Raw genomic sequence first — 16,340 nt, 5'->3', positions numbered from 1 at the left:
TTTTTTGAAGTAGTTAATGGCGTAAAGAATGAATACACAACAACTGGCAAAACTGCGTTCCATCGTGCCCGAAATGCGTCGCGTTCGGCACATTCACTTTGTCGGCATCGGTGGTGCCGGTATGGGCGGTATTGCCGAAGTTCTGGCTAACGAAGGTTATCAGATCAGTGGTTCCGACTTAGCGCCAAACCCGGTGACGCAGCAGCTTACCAATCTGGGAGCGACGATTTACTTTAACCATCGTCCGGAAAACGTGCTCGACGCCAGCGTGGTGGTGGTCTCCAGCGCGATCTCCGCCGATAACCCGGAGATCGTGGCGGCGCATGAAGCGCGCATACCGGTGATCCGCCGCGCGGAGATGCTGGCGGAGCTGATGCGTTTTCGTCATGGTATCGCAATTGCCGGGACGCACGGCAAAACAACCACCACCGCGATGGTTTCCAGCATATACGCGGAAGCGGGCCTGGACCCCACCTTTGTCAACGGCGGTCTGGTGAAAGCGGCGGGCGTGCATGCGCGTCTCGGGCATAGCCGTTATCTGATTGCGGAAGCAGATGAGAGCGACGCATCGTTCCTGCACCTGCAACCGATGGTGGCGATTGTCACTAACATCGAAGCCGATCATATGGATACCTACCATGGCGACTTCGAAAATTTAAAGCAGACGTTCATTAATTTCCTGCATAACCTGCCGTTTTATGGTCGTGCGGTGATGTGCGTTGACGACCCGGTGATCCGCGAGCTGTTGCCGCGCGTCGGGCGTCAGACCACGACTTACGGCTTTAGCGATGATGCTGACGTTCGCGTGGAAGATTATCAGCAGATCGGTCCGCAGGGGCATTTTACGTTGCTGCGTCAGGGGATGCCTGAGCTGCGTGTAACCCTGAACGCACCGGGGCGTCATAATGCGTTGAACGCCGCGGCTGCCGTGGCGGTGGCGACGGAAGAGGGCATTGCCGACGACGCTATTTTACGCGCGCTGGAAAGTTTCCAGGGCACCGGTCGCCGCTTCGACTTCCTCGGGGAATTCCCGCTTGAGCCAGTAAATGGCAAGGCCGGAACGGCGATGTTGGTGGATGATTACGGTCATCACCCGACGGAAGTGGACGCGACTATCAAAGCCGCTCGCGCGGGCTGGCCGGATAAAAACCTGGTGATGCTGTTTCAGCCGCACCGCTTTACGCGTACCCGCGATCTGTACGACGACTTTGCCAACGTGCTGACTCAGGTTGACGCACTGTTGATGCTGGATGTGTATGCCGCCGGGGAAACGCCGATTCCGGGCGCTGACAGCCGTTCGCTGTGCCGCACGATTCGCGGGCGCGGTAAGATCGACCCGATTCTGGTTCCCGATCCGGCGCAGGTCGCTGAAATGCTGGCGCCGGTCTTAACCGGCAATGATTTAATTCTGGTGCAGGGTGCGGGAAATATCGGCAAAATCGCGCGTTCCTTAGCTGAAATCAAACTGAAGCCGCAAATTCAGGAGGACGAGCATCATGGCTGATAAAATCGCGGTCCTGCTGGGGGGGACATCCGCTGAACGTGACGTGTCGCTGAATTCCGGCGCGGCGGTGCTCGCCGGGTTGCGTGAAGGCGGCGTGGATGCGCATCCTGTCGATCCGAAAGAGACCGACGTGACGCAACTGAAAGCGATGGGGTTTCAGAAAGTCTTTATCGCGCTGCACGGTCGTGGGGGCGAAGACGGTACTTTACAGGGATTGTTGGAGTTGATCGGCCTGCCGTATACCGGTAGCGGCGTGATGGCTTCTGCCATCTCCATGGATAAATTGCGCAGTAAATTGCTGTGGCAGGGCGCGGGGTTACCCGTTGCGCCATGGGTGGCGCTGACTCGCACCCAGTTTGAGAAAGGCCTCAGCGAGGCGGTCGTCACGGAAATTTCTGCGCTCGGTTTACCGCTGATCGTGAAGCCCAGCCGCGAAGGTTCCAGCGTCGGCATGTCGAAAGTTTCGGAATATGATGGTTTACATAGCGCCTTAGCGCTGGCATTTCAGCATGATGAAGAAGTATTGATTGAAAAATGGCTTAGCGGACCGGAATTTACCGTCGCGATACTGGGTGAAGAAATTTTACCGTCGATACGTATCCAACCCGCCGGAACCTTCTATGATTATGAGGCGAAGTATCTCTCTGATGAGACACAATATTTCTGCCCGGCGGGTCTGGAATCCGATCAGGAGACCCATTTGCGCGCTTTAGTGCAAAAAGCATGGTCAACGTTAGGTTGCGAAGGTTGGGGGCGTATTGACGCCATGCTGGATAGCGATGGGCAGTTTTATCTGCTGGAAGCGAATACCTCACCGGGTATGACCAGTCACAGTCTGGTGCCGATGGCGGCGCGACAGGCCGGGATGAGCTTCTCGCAGTTAGTGGTACGTATTCTGGAGTTGGCGGACTGATATGTCGCAGGCGGCGCTGAACACGCGAAACAGTGACGAAGAGGTGTCTTCATCACGTCGCAATAATGGAACGCGTCTTGCAGGAATTTTATTTCTGCTGACGGTGCTGTGTACCGTGTTTGTCAGCGGCTGGGTGGTGTTGGGCTGGATGGAAGACGCGCAGCGTTTACCGCTGTCAAAACTGGTGTTAACCGGCGAGCGGCACTACACGAAAAATGATGATATCCGGCAGTCAATTCTGGCGCTGGGCGCGCCCGGCACCTTCATGACGCAGGATGTCAATATCATTCAGAACCAGATTGAACGCCTGCCGTGGATCAAGCAGGCCAGCGTCAGAAAGCAATGGCCCGATGAATTGAAGATTCATCTGGTTGAATATGTGCCGATAGCGCGTTGGAATGATCAGCATATGGTGGACGCCGAAGGAAATGCTTTCAGCGTGCCGTCAGAACGTACCAGCAAACAGGTCCTGCCGATGCTGTATGGCCCGGAAGGCAGCGCAAGTGAAGTGTTGCAGGGCTATCGCGAGATGGGACAGATACTGGCGAAGGACAGATTTACTCTGAAGGAAGCGGCGATGACCGCACGTCGTTCCTGGCAGTTGACGCTGAATAACGATATTAAGCTCAACCTTGGCAGGGGCGACACGATGAAACGTTTGGCTCGCTTTGTAGAACTCTATCCGGTTTTACAGCAGCAGGCGCAAACCGATGGCAAACGGATTAGCTACGTTGATTTGCGTTATGACTCAGGTGCGGCAGTAGGGTGGGCGCCCTTACCGCCTGAGGAATCTACTCAGCAACAGAATCAGGCACAGGCAGAACAACAATGATCAAGGCGACGGACAGAAAACTGGTAGTTGGACTGGAGATTGGCACCGCGAAGGTTGCCGCTTTAGTAGGGGAAGTTCTGCCCGACGGTATGGTCAATATCATTGGCGTGGGCAGTTGCCCGTCGCGCGGTATGGATAAAGGCGGGGTTAATGACCTTGAGTCGGTAGTGAAGTGCGTACAGCGCGCTATCGACCAGGCAGAACTGATGGCGGATTGCCAGATTTCCTCTGTGTATCTGGCGCTTTCCGGCAAGCACATTAGCTGTCAGAATGAAATCGGCATGGTGCCGATTTCCGAAGAAGAAGTGACGCAGGAAGACGTGGAAAACGTCGTGCATACCGCGAAGTCGGTGCGCGTACGCGATGAGCACCGTGTGCTGCACGTGATTCCGCAGGAATATGCGATTGACTATCAGGAAGGCATCAAAAATCCTGTCGGTCTTTCCGGGGTTCGAATGCAGGCGAAAGTGCATTTGATCACCTGCCACAACGATATGGCAAAAAACATTGTGAAAGCCGTTGAACGTTGTGGCCTGAAAGTTGACCAACTGATATTTGCCGGCCTGGCGGCCAGTTATTCCGTATTGACGGAAGATGAACGTGAACTGGGCGTCTGCGTCGTGGATATCGGGGGTGGTACAATGGATATCGCCGTTTATACTGGCGGGGCGTTGCGCCATACCAAGGTGATACCTTATGCAGGTAACGTGGTCACCAGCGACATTGCCTACGCTTTCGGTACACCGCCAAGCGACGCCGAAGCGATCAAAGTTCGCCATGGCTGCGCGTTGGGTTCCATCGTCGGTAAAGACGAAAGCGTTGAAGTGCCGAGCGTGGGCGGTCGTCCGCCGCGCAGTCTGCAGCGACAAACGCTGGCGGAGGTTATTGAGCCGCGCTACACCGAGCTGCTCAACCTGGTCAACGAAGAAATATTGCAATTACAGGAACAGCTTCGCCAGCAGGGGGTGAAACATCATCTTGCGGCGGGGATTGTGTTAACCGGTGGCGCAGCGCAGATCGAAGGTCTTGCTGCCTGCGCCCAGCGCGTGTTCCATACGCAGGTGCGTATCGGTGCGCCGCTGAATATTACTGGTCTGACGGATTACGCTCAGGAGCCGTATTACTCGACGGCGGTGGGGCTGCTTCACTACGGGAAAGAGTCCCACTTAAATGGTGAAGCTGAAGTAGAAAAACGCGTAACAGCTTCGGTCGGCTCGTGGATCAAGCGTATCAACAGCTGGCTGCGTAAAGAGTTTTAATTTTTTTATGAGACCGGCGAAAATTACGGTCTCAGGCGACAGGCACAACGGAGAGAGAGATTATGTTTGAACCAATGGAATTAACCAACGACGCGGTGATTAAAGTCATCGGCGTCGGTGGCGGCGGTGGTAATGCCGTTGAGCACATGGTGCGCGAGCGCATTGAGGGTGTCGAATTCTTCGCAGTGAACACTGACGCGCAAGCGTTACGTAAAACTGCGGTTGGCCAGACCATTCAGATTGGTAGCGGAATCACCAAAGGTCTGGGCGCCGGCGCAAACCCGGAAGTGGGGCGCAACGCAGCGGATGAAGACCGTGAAGCCTTGCGTGCCGCGCTGGATGGCGCAGACATGGTGTTTATCGCCGCGGGCATGGGCGGCGGTACCGGTACTGGCGCCGCGCCAGTGGTTGCTGAAGTCGCAAAAGATTTAGGCATTCTGACCGTTGCCGTGGTGACCAAGCCTTTCAACTTTGAAGGCAAAAAGCGCATGGCCTTTGCGGAGCAGGGGATCACTGAGCTGTCCAAGCATGTGGACTCGCTGATCACCATTCCGAACGACAAGCTGCTGAAAGTGCTGGGTCGCGGTATTTCTCTGCTTGACGCGTTTGGCGCGGCGAACGATGTGCTGAAAGGCGCGGTGCAGGGTATCGCAGAGCTGATCACCCGTCCGGGTCTGATGAACGTCGACTTTGCGGATGTGCGCACGGTGATGTCCGAAATGGGCTACGCGATGATGGGCTCCGGCGTGGCAAGCGGTGAAGACCGCGCGGAAGAAGCGGCTGAAATGGCGATTTCTTCTCCACTGTTGGAAGATATCGATCTGTCTGGCGCGCGCGGCGTGCTGGTTAACATCACCGCGGGCTTCGACCTGCGTCTGGATGAGTTCGAAACCGTGGGGAACACCATCCGTGCGTTTGCTTCGGATAACGCGACCGTGGTTATCGGTACTTCTCTGGACCCGGATATGAACGACGAACTGCGCGTTACCGTCGTGGCGACCGGAATTGGTATGGACAAACGTCCGGAAATCACGCTGGTGACCAACAAACAGGTACAGCAGCCGGTACTGGATCGTTACCAGCAGCACGGCATGGCGCCGCTGACCCAGGAGCAGAAGCCAGCCGCAAAAGTGGTAAACGACAATACGCCGCAGACCGCGAAAGAGCCGGATTATCTGGATATTCCTGCCTTCCTGCGTAAGCAAGCTGATTAAGAATTAGCTGGAAGTTGGGATTCGCGGCTCTTTGTGCTAAACTGGCCCACCGAATGTATAGTACACTTCGGTTGGATAGGTAATTTGGCGAGATTATACGATGATCAAACAAAGGACACTTAAACGTATCGTTCAGGCGACTGGCGTCGGTTTACATACCGGCAAGAAAGTCACCCTGACCTTACGCCCTGCGCCGGCCAACACCGGGGTCATCTATCGTCGCACCGACTTGAATCCACCGGTAGATTTTCCGGCCGATGCCAAATCTGTGCGTGATACCATGCTCTGTACGTGTCTGGTCAACGAGCATGATGTACGGATTTCAACCGTTGAGCACCTGAATGCGGCGCTGGCGGGTTTAGGTATCGATAACATCGTTATTGAAGTCGATGCTCCGGAAATCCCGATCATGGATGGCAGCGCTGCGCCGTTCGTCTACCTGCTCCTTGACGCCGGTATCGAAGAACTGAAAAGCGCGAAGAAATTTGTTCGCATCAAAGAGACCGTTCGCGTCGAAGATGGCGACAAGTGGGCTGAGTTCAAGCCATACAATGGTTTTACGTTGGATTTCACCATCGACTTTAACCATCCGGCGATCGACTCCAGCACGCAGCGCTATGCGATGAACTTCTCTGCTGACGCGTTTATGCGTCAGATCAGCCGCGCGCGTACTTTCGGCTTCATGCGTGATATCGAATATCTGCAGTCCCGCGGCCTGTGCCTGGGCGGCAGCTTCGATTGTGCCATCGTTGTTGACGATTATCGCGTACTGAACGAAGACGGCCTGCGTTTTGAAGACGAATTCGTTCGTCACAAAATGCTTGACGCGATTGGTGACTTGTTCATGTGTGGTCACAACATTATTGGTGCATTTACCGCTTATAAGTCCGGTCATGCATTGAATAACAAATTGTTGCAGGCTGTTCTGGCAAAACAGGAAGCCTGGGAATATGTGACCTTCGAAGACGACGCAGAACTGCCGTTGGCTTTCAAAGCACCATCGACCGTACTGGCATAACGACACGCGTTGTCGCATAAATTCGACTGGTAAATCTGGCACTCTCTCCGGCCAGGTAAGCCAGTCGTTTTTTTTTTGCTCGTTGAGCGGGCCGGTATGGGTAACAGACTTTCTTCAATGTCAAAACCCATTCTGCACTAAAATGCTGTGCGAACGCTGGTTTCTTAAGCGTTTTTAACCGTATCTTCTCATCAATACTGCTGTAGTACCTGAGCATTAATGATAAGATTTGTGCGCAAAAAACGTTTGAATAACATTTATGGGATGGCTTTAACGTGAGTGGAATACTGACGCGTTGGCGACAGTTAGGTAGACGCTATTTCTGGCCGCATCTCTTATTAGGGATGGTCGCGGCGAGTCTTGGCCTGCCTGCGCTCAGCAATGCCGCGGAACCCAACACGCCAGCTAAAGCGGCGGCCAGTCGCCACGATCAACAGGTCAGCGTTAATTTCAGCCAGCTTGCTTTGCTGGAAGCCTCCAACCGTCGGCCTAATTTTACTGTCGATTACTGGCATCAGCACGCCATCCGCACCGTTATCCGCCATCTCTCCTTCGCCATGGCGCCGCAGGCATTGCCCGTGGTCGAAGAGCCGTCGCCGCTTCAGGCGCATCATTTAGCCTTACTGAACACGCTCAGCGCGCTGCTGACTCAGGAAGGCACGCCCGCTGCGACTCCGCAGCGCGTCGCGTACGCCCATTTCATGCCGCTGGCCGTCTTTACCGTTCCTGCCTGGATAAGCCAGGCGCAGGGTATTCGTGCCGGTCCTCAACGCCTCAGCTAAAAACAGAAAACCTTCCTCTGATAATTATGACTCCGCTGTGCGGGGCGTTTGAGATTTTAATATGCTAATCAAATTGTTAACTAAAGTATTCGGTAGCCGTAACGATCGCACGCTGCGTCGTATGCGTAAAGTGGTCGGCGTGATCAACGCCATGGAACCGGAAATGGAAAAACTCACCGACGAAGAGCTGAAAGCCAAGACCGGAGAGTTCCGTGCGCGTCTCGAGAAAGGCGCTAGCGTGGAAAGCTTGATCCCGGAAGCGTTCGCCGTGGTGCGTGAAGCGAGCAAGCGCGTATTCGGTATGCGTCACTTCGACGTGCAGTTGCTCGGTGGTATGGTTCTGAACGATCGCTGCATCGCAGAAATGCGTACCGGCGAGGGTAAAACACTGACCGCAACGCTGCCCGCCTACCTGAACGCGCTGAGCGGAAAGGGCGTACACGTGGTGACAGTGAACGATTATCTGGCGCAGCGTGACGCCGAAAACAACCGTCCGCTGTTTGAATTCCTCGGCATGACCGTCGGCATTAACCTGCCGGGTATGCCTGCGCCCGCCAAGCGCGAAGCCTACGCCGCTGACATCACCTACGGCACCAATAACGAATACGGTTTTGACTACCTGCGTGACAACATGGCGTTCAGCCCTGAAGAACGCGTCCAACGCAAACTGCACTATGCGCTGGTGGATGAGGTTGACTCCATCCTGATCGACGAAGCGCGTACTCCGCTGATCATTTCCGGTCCGGCTGAAGACAGCTCGGAAATGTACAAGAAAGTGAACAAAATCATCCCACACCTGATTCGTCAGGAAAAAGAGGACTCCGACACCTTCCAGGGTGAGGGACACTTCTCGGTGGATGAAAAAGCGCGCCAGGTTAACCTGACCGAACGCGGTCTGGTGCTGATTGAAGAACTGCTGGTAAAAGAAGGCATTATGGATGAAGGCGAGTCGCTGTACTCTCCGGGCAACATCATGCTGATGCATCACGTTACCGCCGCGCTGCGCGCGCACGCGCTGTTTACCCGCGACGTTGATTACATCGTTAAAGACGGTGAAGTCATTATCGTTGACGAACACACCGGGCGTACTATGCAGGGGCGTCGCTGGTCTGATGGTCTGCACCAGGCGGTTGAAGCCAAAGAAGGCGTGGACATCCAGAACGAGAACCAGACGCTGGCTTCGATTACCTTCCAGAACTACTTCCGTCTGTATGAAAAACTGGCCGGTATGACCGGTACGGCAGATACCGAAGCGTTCGAATTCAGCTCCATTTACAAGCTGGACACCGTGGTGGTGCCGACCAACCGTCCGATGATCCGTAAAGATATGCCGGATCTGGTCTACATGACCGAAGCGGAAAAAATTCAGGCGATCATTGAAGATATTAAAGAGCGTACCGCAAAAGGCCAGCCGGTGTTGGTGGGAACCATCTCGATTGAGAAATCGGAAGTGGTGTCTAATGAACTGACGAAAGCGGGCATCAAACATAACGTCCTGAACGCCAAGTTCCACGCCAACGAAGCGGCTATCGTTGCCCAGGCGGGGTATCCGGCAGCCGTGACCATCGCGACCAACATGGCGGGTCGTGGTACGGATATCATGCTGGGCGGCAGCTGGCAGGCGGAAGTCGCCGCGCTGGAAAATCCGACGCCAGAACAAATTGCGCAGATCAAAGCAGACTGGCAGGTGCGTCATGATGCCGTACTGGCTGCGGGCGGTCTGCATATTATTGGTACAGAGCGTCACGAATCCCGTCGTATCGATAACCAGCTGCGCGGTCGTTCGGGCCGTCAGGGGGATGCGGGTTCTTCCCGTTTCTACCTGTCAATGGAAGATGCGCTGATGCGTATCTTCGCCTCTGACCGCGTGTCCGGCATGATGCGTAAGCTCGGCATGAAACCGGGTGAAGCCATCGAGCATCCGTGGGTAACCAAAGCTATTGCTAACGCCCAGCGCAAAGTGGAAAGCCGTAACTTCGACATTCGTAAACAGTTACTGGAATACGATGACGTCGCCAACGATCAGCGTCGCGCGATCTACACCCAGCGTAACGAACTGCTGGATGTCTCTGATGTGAGCGAAACCATTAACAGCATTCGCGAGGATGTGTTTAAAGCAACCATCGATGCTTACATTCCGCCGCAGTCGCTGGAAGAAATGTGGGATATCCCTGGCCTGCAGGAACGTCTGAAAAATGACTTCGACCTGGACATGCCGATCGCGGAGTGGCTGGATAAAGAGCCGGAACTGCACGAAGAGACCCTGCGCGAGCGTATTCTTGCGCAGGCTATCGAGGTGTATCAGCGTAAAGAAGAAGTGGTCGGCGCTGAGATGATGCGTCACTTCGAAAAAGGCGTGATGTTGCAGACGCTCGACTCCCTGTGGAAAGAACACCTGGCGGCGATGGACTATCTGCGTCAGGGTATCCACCTGCGCGGCTATGCGCAGAAAGATCCGAAGCAGGAATATAAGCGTGAGTCCTTTGCGATGTTCGCCGCGATGCTGGAATCGCTGAAGTATGAAGTGATCAGCACGCTGAGTAAGGTCCAGGTACGTATGCCGGAAGAAGTGGAAGCGATGGAGCAGCAGCGTCGCGAAGAAGCGGAACGTCTGGCGCAGATGCAACAGCTGAGCCATCAGGACGACGATAGCGCAGCAGCGGCTGATCTGGCAGCGCAAACCGGCGAACGCAAAGTTGGCCGTAACGATCCGTGCCCGTGCGGTTCCGGCAAGAAATACAAACAGTGCCATGGCCGCCTGAGCTGAGCCCAGGCATCATTGCCGGGTAACGCTACGTTTATCCGGTCAACGGTAAGTGACCAACAAAAAGGCGCGGGAGACTGCGCCTTTTTTATGGATGGGACAAGATGAAAACACTGCACATCGCGGTCGGGATTATCCGTAATCCGCAAAATGAAATTTTTATCACCCAGCGCGCCGCTGATGCGCATATGGCGAATAAGCTGGAATTTCCCGGAGGAAAGTTTGAAACGGGTGAAACGCCGGAGCAAGCCCTGAGCCGGGAGTTACAGGAAGAGGTGGGGATTACCCCGACGACCGTCACGCTGTTTGAGAAGCTGGAATATCAATTTCCGGACCGGCATGTCACCCTGTGGTTCTGGCTGGTGGAAGCCTGGCTGGGAGAGCCGTGGGGCAAGGAAGGTCAACCAGGCAAGTGGGTTGCTATTGAGGCGCTCAGGGAAGATGATTTTCCACCCGCTAACGAACCGGTCATTGCGAAGCTAAAACACGCTTTTCAGGGGTGAACACTTTTGTAGGCCGGATAAGCACACTGAATTGCGCCATCCGACCTCCAGGCGACGGTTACTGTTTTTCTTCGCTCCAGTCGTCGCTGTCTGACAAATCGCCGCTGCTCGGAATGCGTTTTTCCTCGGCGGCCCATTCTCCCAGATCGATTAACTGACAGCGTTTACTACAGAATGGGCGAAACGGGCTAATCTCGCCCCAGACGACCGTTTTACCGCAGGTAGGGCAGTTGACGGTGATCGTTTCTGACATTTTTACTCCTTAACAGCAGGCCAGCTCAAAATCGAGGCGCTCAGGTACCACGCCGTGTTCGCTATCAAGCGGCATAAAACGAATGGCAAAACGGCTCTTGTGACCGGAAATTTGCGGATAAAGCAGAGATTCGAACGGCAAATTGAGACGCAGTAAATCAGCATCTTCGCCGTTATCCTGATAAAAACCGTTCAGGCTGGTCTGTTTGCGGAACGGCGCGGAGTTGCGAATGAGATCGAGGATCAGCGTCAGCGCCTGGTTTAGCGGATTCAGGCTGGCAAGCCAGGCATCCACTTGTGCGTCACGCTGAGCCTGTGGCAAATGCAGCCACATGTGCAGCGTGGGTAAATCAAAGCTGCAGCAGCCGCCAGGAATGCTCAGGCGCTGGCGAACCAGCGCAATTAACCGATCTTCGCGTAAAAACTGCCCGATACGCGGCGCGGAAATCAAAACAGTTCCCGTCGTTTTTAGCTGCTGGCGCAGTGCTTCAATACGGCTTTGATCGACGCCGGGTACTTCTATCCATGCCTGAAGTTTACGCTGCTGGCGTTCAAGCTCTTTCAGCAATTCTGTACGCACTTCCCCGCGTTCGAACACGTCCAGCAAGTCCCCGACATTGCGAAAAAAATGCAGTGCGTCCGCATGGGTGGCGATGGGGAGATTAACCGAAAGTTGTTGAATTAAAAACTCAATGCGCAGCCATGTACGCATTTTTTCATTGAGCGGGTGTTCAAAAAGGACGTGGGTGTGCATTACGGTTTTTCCTGTGAGACAAACTGCGACGCAAGCTGTAAATACAGCGCGTGCAGGCGGGCGACATCCGACCTGATGGACTCTGGTGCGCCGTTATTATCAATAACATCGTCTGCCGCGGCAAGGCGCGCTTCACGTGTTGCCTGGGCGGCGAGAATCTGTTCGGCATGTGCGCGGGTAACATCGTCGCGCTGCATGGTGCGTAAAAGCTGCGTCTCGGTCGTCACGTCGACCACGAGAACGCGGTTCGCTTTGGTCGTCAGGCCATTTTCAACCAGCAGAGGAACAACCCAAAGTACATAAGGGGATGTCGCCTGCTGAAATTGGCGCTGCGTCTCCTGCTGAATAAGTGGGTGCAGCAGGGTATTTAGCCAGACTTTCTCGTGCGGATTGGCGAAGATCCGCTCGCGTAGCAGACGACGCTGTAGCCTACCGTCTGCGTCGAGTAACGCCTGACCGAAGTGGTCGGCAATAGCGGCCAGCGCGGGCTGGCCAGGCTCGACGACCTGGCGGGCAATCATATCTGCATCAACAATCTGAATTCCGAGGTCAGCGAACGCGTTGGCGACGGTACTCTTGCCGCTGCCAATGCCGCCCGTTAAGGCCACTGTATACCTCATAAGCTCAGTTCCCGGTCATTTATTTTAATAATCAATTGGTTGAATATTGATCGCATCAGAGTGAAATGGCGCTAAAGCTGTCCCGCCTTTCACCAGGTAAATTTATGGGATTGTAGCGTAAAAAAAGAGAATTTCGCAGTCTTGCGCGGCACTGATTAGTGCGTATGATAGCGTCACTGGAGTTGCGCTCTCATACTTATAGCCCTTAACCCCAGGAATCCGCACATGCGTATTGAAGAAGATCTGAAGTTAGGTTTTAAAGACGTTCTTATCCGCCCTAAGCGTTCTACTCTTAAAAGCCGTTCCGATGTTGAGCTGGAACGTCAGTTTACCTTCAAACACTCAGGTCAGACCTGGTCTGGCGTACCTGTCATTGCCGCCAATATGGATACCGTCGGGACGTTCGAGATGGCGACCGCGCTTGCCTCATTCGATATTCTGACCGCCGTCCATAAGCATTACTCCGTTGAAGAGTGGTCCGCGTTTATCGGTGAAGCGCCTGCCAACGTGCTGAAACACGTGATGGTCTCTACCGGTACTTCTGACGCGGACTTTGAGAAAACCAAACAGATTCTGGCATTAAGCCCGGCGCTGAACTTTGTCTGCATTGATGTGGCCAATGGTTACTCTGAGCACTTCGTTCAGTTCGTGTCAAAAGCGCGTGAAGCCTGGCCGACGAAAACGATCTGCGCCGGTAACGTTGTGACGGGCGAGATGTGCGAAGAACTGATCCTCTCCGGCGCCGATATCGTCAAAGTCGGGATCGGGCCGGGGTCTGTCTGCACCACGCGCGTCAAAACCGGTGTTGGTTATCCGCAGCTTTCTGCGGTGATCGAATGCGCTGATGCGGCGCACGGTCTGGGCGGGATGATTGTCAGTGACGGCGGTTGCACTATGCCGGGTGATGTGGCTAAAGCCTTTGGTGGCGGCGCTGACTTCGTGATGCTTGGCGGTATGCTGGCAGGGCATGAAGAGAGCGGCGGCAAGATCGTTGAAGAAAATGGCGAGAAGTTCATGCTGTTTTACGGGATGAGTTCCGAATCGGCCATGACCCGTCACGTTGGCGGCGTTGCACAGTACCGTGCAGCGGAAGGCAAAACCGTTAAGCTTCCTCTGCGTGGCCCGGTGGAAAACACAGCCCGTGATATCCTCGGCGGCCTGCGTTCTGCCTGCACTTACGTTGGCGCATCGCGTCTTAAAGAACTGACCAAACGCACGACCTTTATCCGCGTACAGGAACAGGAAAACCGCATTTTCAACAGCCTGTAATCCTTTCCGTTTGTCGGATTAGGCATGAATGCCTAATCCGGCTTTGAGTTCTGTTCCCGCTCTTCAATCGCTTCAGCCTACTGTGCTCATCGCATCCCCCAGATGGAATATCGGCAGATACATGGCAACCACCAGCGTGCCAATAATTAACCCCGTAATGACCAGCAAAGCAGGTTCCAGCAATGCGGCGAGACTGTCGGCCAGCGCCAGCGTGTTCTCACTATGATGCCGGGCAAGATTATGCAGCATCGTGTCCAGTGAACCGGAAACTTCTCCTGTTCTAATCAGTTGCAGGCACAGCGGGCTGAAGACTTGCGCATTTTGAAATGCCTGCCAGACCGGAAGACCGTGACTGATATCACGTTGGACTTGCGCCAGTCGCTGGGACCAGTAGGGACATTGCAGGCTTTCCCGTACGCTCTCCAGCGCCGGTAAAAATGCGATCCCTGCGCGTTGTGTTAACGCGAGAATGGTAAAAATCTGCGTGAGTTTTTGCCCCCTGAGCAGGCGACCCATTACCGGTATGCGCAGCAGCCAGCGCTGGCGCGTTATCAGCCATGAGGAACGATGCTTCACTGCGCTGTTTGCCGCAATGACTCCGCCGCTCAGCAGTAAAATCAACCAGCCCTGGTTTGCACTCCAGTCGGCGAACGTGATGATCCCCTGCGTCAGCGCCGGTAGGGGCGTGTTGAAGGTCCGGTAAATGGCGGCAAACTCGGGTAAGACAAAGTGCAACATGGCCAGCACCACAAAGAAAGCCATCGCCAAAATGATAAAGGGATAACGCAACGCTTTCTTGATCTTATCGCTTAACTGTTTGTGGGCGTTTTGCTGCCGGGCCAGTTCGAAGCAGCATTCGTCGAGCTTTCCGGTCAGTTCACCGGTGCGAATCATCGCCTGATACAGCGGAGGAAAAACATCTGGCCATTGCGCCAGCGCGCTGGAGAGGGGCGTACCCTGCTCCAGTTCGTGCGCCAGGCTCTGCAACAGCGCTTGCCACTGTTTTCCCGGTTGTTGTCCGGCGAGAAGCGCCAGCCCGTCGGAGAGCGTCAGGCCCGCCTTCAGCAGCGTGGCGAGTTGATGAATCACTTCCGAACATCTCCCGGCGCGCCACAGCGCGCGGTTAACGCGCAGCGGCTTCACGCGCAGTGGCGTTATCTTGCGCTGTTCGAGCGCCAGCAGCAGTAAAGCCTGGCTTTCGGCCCATAATGCGCCCTCGCCAGGTAAGCCATCGCTGTCAATGCCTTGCCATCGCCAAAGCGTTTTACTGCTCATTGGGCATCCCCAGAATGCGTACCAGCTCTTCAAAGGTCGTTAACCCCTGGTCGACGGCGCGGCAGCCGCTTTCAAAAAGCGTGAGCATACCGGCTTGTCGGGCATAACCTTCCAGTGCTTCAACGGGCGCGCCACTGGCGATGTGCTGGCGCAGTTCAGCGGTAACGGGGAGAACTTCAAACAGCGCCGTACGCCCATAAAAGCCGTGATAACAGTGCTCGCAGCCTACCGCCTGCCAGCGCGGCAGCTCGGTTGGGCATAATGTCTGCGGCAAACGGATCGGGTCGTCAGTCAGCCGTCGACAGTGAGGGCAGAGCTTTCTGACCAGCCGTTGCGCCGCCACAAGATTTAAGGCGGAGGAGAGCATCCAGCGCGCCACTCCCATTTGCTGCAAGCGGATCAGTGCCTCGCAGCTGGAGTTGGTGTGCAGCGTGGAAAGCACCAGATGACCCGTTTGCGCGGCTTTAATGGCGATTTCGGCTGTTTCGCCGTCGCGGATCTCTCCGACCATAATGACGTCGGGATCCTGGCGTAACAGCGCCCGTAAGACGCCCTGAAAGGTTAGCCCCGCACGCGGATGGATCTGCGTCTGGTTGATGCCGTCCAGCGGGATTTCCACTGGATCTTCAACGCTGCACAGATTCACCTCCGTGGCGTTTCGCATCTGGAGAGCGCTGTACAGTGTCACCGTCTTTCCGCTGCCCGTCGGTCCGGTCACCAGCACCAGCCCCTGGGGTTGTTGCAAGGCATGAATGAACGCCGAAAGCTGCGAGTCATGCATCCCCAGGGCGGTGACATCCAGCGCCTGACTAACCTGGTGCAACAAACGCAAAACAACCTTTTCGCCATGACGACAGGGTAACGTGGCGATACGAAACGAGACGGTGGAACCGGCCAGCCCGACGGTGAACTGCCCATCCTGCGGCAGGCGGTGTTCAGCAATATCCAGTTGACCTAACACCTTCAGGCGGGCCGTCAGGGCTAATCCCGTTTCTTTGGCGACAGTGGGCAGGTTGTATAACACCCCGTCAACACGCAGTCGAATGCGGAAATGGTGCTCCGCAGGCTCAATGTGGATGTCGGATGCGCGTTTAGTCATCGCCGCCTGAAGGGTTTTATCCAGCAATGCTGCCGCGCTGAGGCTGGCTTCCGGTACGACCGCAGGCAGCGTTTGTGGCGGATGATGCAAATGCCCTTCCATTTGCTGGCGTGTCCAGCAGGCGATCTCAATGCGTTTTGTCGTCGCAAAATGCAAAGCGTCGAGCAGTTCATGAGACGGCGCGTCCACGACGGCGACGTGTACCACGTCACTGTCTGCATCAAGTAAGATGCCGTTATGACGCTGACAAAGGGCGGTAAGTTGAGTGGTATTCATCGCTGC

15 protein-coding genes are annotated in these 16,340 nt (G+C 55.2%); 10 read left to right on the top strand and 5 right to left on the bottom strand.

All coding sequences use genetic code 11. The features are described 5' to 3' along the window. The first annotated feature begins 28 nt into the window (after positions 1 to 28). The 9 genes from murC to mutT all read left to right on the top strand — a co-directional run bounded on the left by murC (position 29) and on the right by mutT (position 10,789). The gene (gene murC / locus CSE01S_RS14900; protein ID WP_042290051.1) at positions 29 to 1,504 is read left to right on the top strand and encodes a UDP-N-acetylmuramate--L-alanine ligase; all 1,476 of its coding nucleotides are present in this window, start codon (positions 29 to 31) and stop codon (positions 1,502 to 1,504) included. Next, positions 1,497 to 2,417: a D-alanine--D-alanine ligase gene (locus CSE01S_RS14895; protein ID WP_042290049.1), complete on the top strand. Its 921-nt coding sequence runs from the start codon at positions 1,497 to 1,499 to the stop codon at positions 2,415 to 2,417. The genes murC and CSE01S_RS14895 overlap by 8 nt, the downstream gene beginning before the upstream one ends. A gap of 1 nt (position 2,418) precedes the next feature. After that, the gene (gene ftsQ, locus CSE01S_RS14890) at positions 2,419 to 3,249 is read left to right on the top strand and encodes a cell division protein FtsQ (protein WP_042290047.1); all 831 of its coding nucleotides are present in this window, start codon (positions 2,419 to 2,421) and stop codon (positions 3,247 to 3,249) included. Beyond that, positions 3,246 to 4,508 (top strand): cell division protein FtsA, encoded by a 1,263-nt coding sequence (gene ftsA, locus CSE01S_RS14885; protein WP_042290046.1) that lies wholly within the window; start codon positions 3,246 to 3,248, stop codon positions 4,506 to 4,508. The genes ftsQ and ftsA overlap by 4 nt, the downstream gene beginning before the upstream one ends. Before the next feature lie 62 nt (positions 4,509 to 4,570). Continuing rightward, on the top strand, positions 4,571 to 5,722 hold the full coding sequence (gene ftsZ, locus CSE01S_RS14880; RefSeq protein WP_042290043.1) for a cell division protein FtsZ: 1,152 nt from the start codon (positions 4,571 to 4,573) through the stop codon (positions 5,720 to 5,722). Positions 5,723 to 5,822: 100 nt separating this feature from the next. Continuing rightward, positions 5,823 to 6,740: a UDP-3-O-acyl-N-acetylglucosamine deacetylase gene (lpxC, locus tag CSE01S_RS14875; protein ID WP_042290041.1), complete on the top strand. Its 918-nt coding sequence runs from the start codon at positions 5,823 to 5,825 to the stop codon at positions 6,738 to 6,740. Between the two features lie 275 nt (positions 6,741 to 7,015). Further along, on the top strand, positions 7,016 to 7,522 hold the full coding sequence (gene secM, locus CSE01S_RS14870; RefSeq protein ID WP_042290039.1) for a secA translation cis-regulator SecM: 507 nt from the start codon (positions 7,016 to 7,018) through the stop codon (positions 7,520 to 7,522). A gap of 61 nt (positions 7,523 to 7,583) precedes the next feature. Further along, entirely contained in the window at positions 7,584 to 10,289 is a 2,706-nt protein-coding gene (gene secA, locus CSE01S_RS14865) for a preprotein translocase subunit SecA (RefSeq protein ID WP_042290036.1), read from the top strand. Between the two features lie 101 nt (positions 10,290 to 10,390). Further along, positions 10,391 to 10,789: an 8-oxo-dGTP diphosphatase MutT gene (gene mutT / locus CSE01S_RS14860; RefSeq protein ID WP_042290034.1), complete on the top strand. Its 399-nt coding sequence runs from the start codon at positions 10,391 to 10,393 to the stop codon at positions 10,787 to 10,789. A 58-nt stretch (positions 10,790 to 10,847) separates the two neighbouring features. Here mutT and yacG read toward each other — a convergent pair whose 3' ends face one another. The 3 genes from yacG to coaE are packed head-to-tail and all read right to left on the bottom strand — an operon-like array spanning position 10,848 to position 12,415. Then, positions 10,848 to 11,042, bottom strand: a complete 195-nt coding sequence (gene yacG / locus CSE01S_RS14855) for a DNA gyrase inhibitor YacG (protein WP_042290032.1) — start codon at positions 11,040 to 11,042, stop codon at positions 10,848 to 10,850. A gap of 9 nt (positions 11,043 to 11,051) precedes the next feature. After that, complete coding sequence (gene zapD, locus CSE01S_RS14850; protein ID WP_042290030.1) at positions 11,052 to 11,795, bottom strand: cell division protein ZapD; 744 nt, start codon at positions 11,793 to 11,795, stop codon at positions 11,052 to 11,054. After that, on the bottom strand, positions 11,795 to 12,415 hold the full coding sequence (gene coaE, locus CSE01S_RS14845) for a dephospho-CoA kinase (RefSeq protein WP_042290028.1): 621 nt from the start codon (positions 12,413 to 12,415) through the stop codon (positions 11,795 to 11,797). Before coaE ends, zapD begins: the two co-directional genes overlap by 1 nt. A 225-nt stretch (positions 12,416 to 12,640) precedes the next feature. On the opposite strand from coaE, the gene CSE01S_RS14840 reads away from it, so the two are divergent. Further along, positions 12,641 to 13,684, top strand: a complete 1,044-nt coding sequence (locus CSE01S_RS14840) for a GMP reductase (RefSeq protein ID WP_042290026.1) — start codon at positions 12,641 to 12,643, stop codon at positions 13,682 to 13,684. Between the two features lie 72 nt (positions 13,685 to 13,756). On the opposite strand, the gene hofC is transcribed toward CSE01S_RS14840, so the two are convergent. Together hofC and gspE are read right to left on the bottom strand one after the other, a co-directional pair. Continuing rightward, on the bottom strand, positions 13,757 to 14,959 hold the full coding sequence (hofC, locus tag CSE01S_RS14835; protein ID WP_042290024.1) for a protein transport protein HofC: 1,203 nt from the start codon (positions 14,957 to 14,959) through the stop codon (positions 13,757 to 13,759). Further along, positions 14,949 to 16,334 (bottom strand): type II secretion system protein GspE, encoded by a 1,386-nt coding sequence (gene gspE / locus CSE01S_RS14830; protein WP_042290022.1) that lies wholly within the window; start codon positions 16,332 to 16,334, stop codon positions 14,949 to 14,951. Before gspE ends, hofC begins: the two co-directional genes overlap by 11 nt. Positions 16,335 to 16,340 lie beyond the last annotated feature (6 nt).

This window comes from Citrobacter sedlakii NBRC 105722 (assembly GCF_000759835.1).
GTDB lineage: Bacteria > Pseudomonadota > Gammaproteobacteria > Enterobacterales > Enterobacteriaceae > Citrobacter_A > Citrobacter_A sedlakii.
Note: the sequence above shows the minus strand (reverse complement) of the source record. Positions and strands in the feature narration are given on the sequence as shown.

Coding starts and splice junctions, on each gene's coding strand:
- murC (WP_042290051.1), top strand. CDS start 29: ATGAATACACAACAACTGGCAAAACTGCGTTCCATCGTGCCCGAAATG.
- CSE01S_RS14895 (WP_042290049.1), top strand. CDS start 1,497: ATGGCTGATAAAATCGCGGTCCTGCTGGGGGGGACATCCGCTGAACGT.
- ftsQ (WP_042290047.1), top strand. CDS start 2,419: ATGTCGCAGGCGGCGCTGAACACGCGAAACAGTGACGAAGAGGTGTCT.
- ftsA (WP_042290046.1), top strand. CDS start 3,246: ATGATCAAGGCGACGGACAGAAAACTGGTAGTTGGACTGGAGATTGGC.
- ftsZ (WP_042290043.1), top strand. CDS start 4,571: ATGTTTGAACCAATGGAATTAACCAACGACGCGGTGATTAAAGTCATC.
- lpxC (WP_042290041.1), top strand. CDS start 5,823: ATGATCAAACAAAGGACACTTAAACGTATCGTTCAGGCGACTGGCGTC.
- secA (WP_042290036.1), top strand. CDS start 7,584: ATGCTAATCAAATTGTTAACTAAAGTATTCGGTAGCCGTAACGATCGC.
- mutT (WP_042290034.1), top strand. CDS start 10,391: ATGAAAACACTGCACATCGCGGTCGGGATTATCCGTAATCCGCAAAAT.
- yacG (WP_042290032.1), bottom strand. CDS start 11,042: ATGTCAGAAACGATCACCGTCAACTGCCCTACCTGCGGTAAAACGGTC.
- zapD (WP_042290030.1), bottom strand. CDS start 11,795: ATGCACACCCACGTCCTTTTTGAACACCCGCTCAATGAAAAAATGCGT.
- coaE (WP_042290028.1), bottom strand. CDS start 12,415: ATGAGGTATACAGTGGCCTTAACGGGCGGCATTGGCAGCGGCAAGAGT.
- CSE01S_RS14840 (WP_042290026.1), top strand. CDS start 12,641: ATGCGTATTGAAGAAGATCTGAAGTTAGGTTTTAAAGACGTTCTTATC.
- hofC (WP_042290024.1), bottom strand. CDS start 14,959: ATGAGCAGTAAAACGCTTTGGCGATGGCAAGGCATTGACAGCGATGGC.
- gspE (WP_042290022.1), bottom strand. CDS start 16,334: ATGAATACCACTCAACTTACCGCCCTTTGTCAGCGTCATAACGGCATC.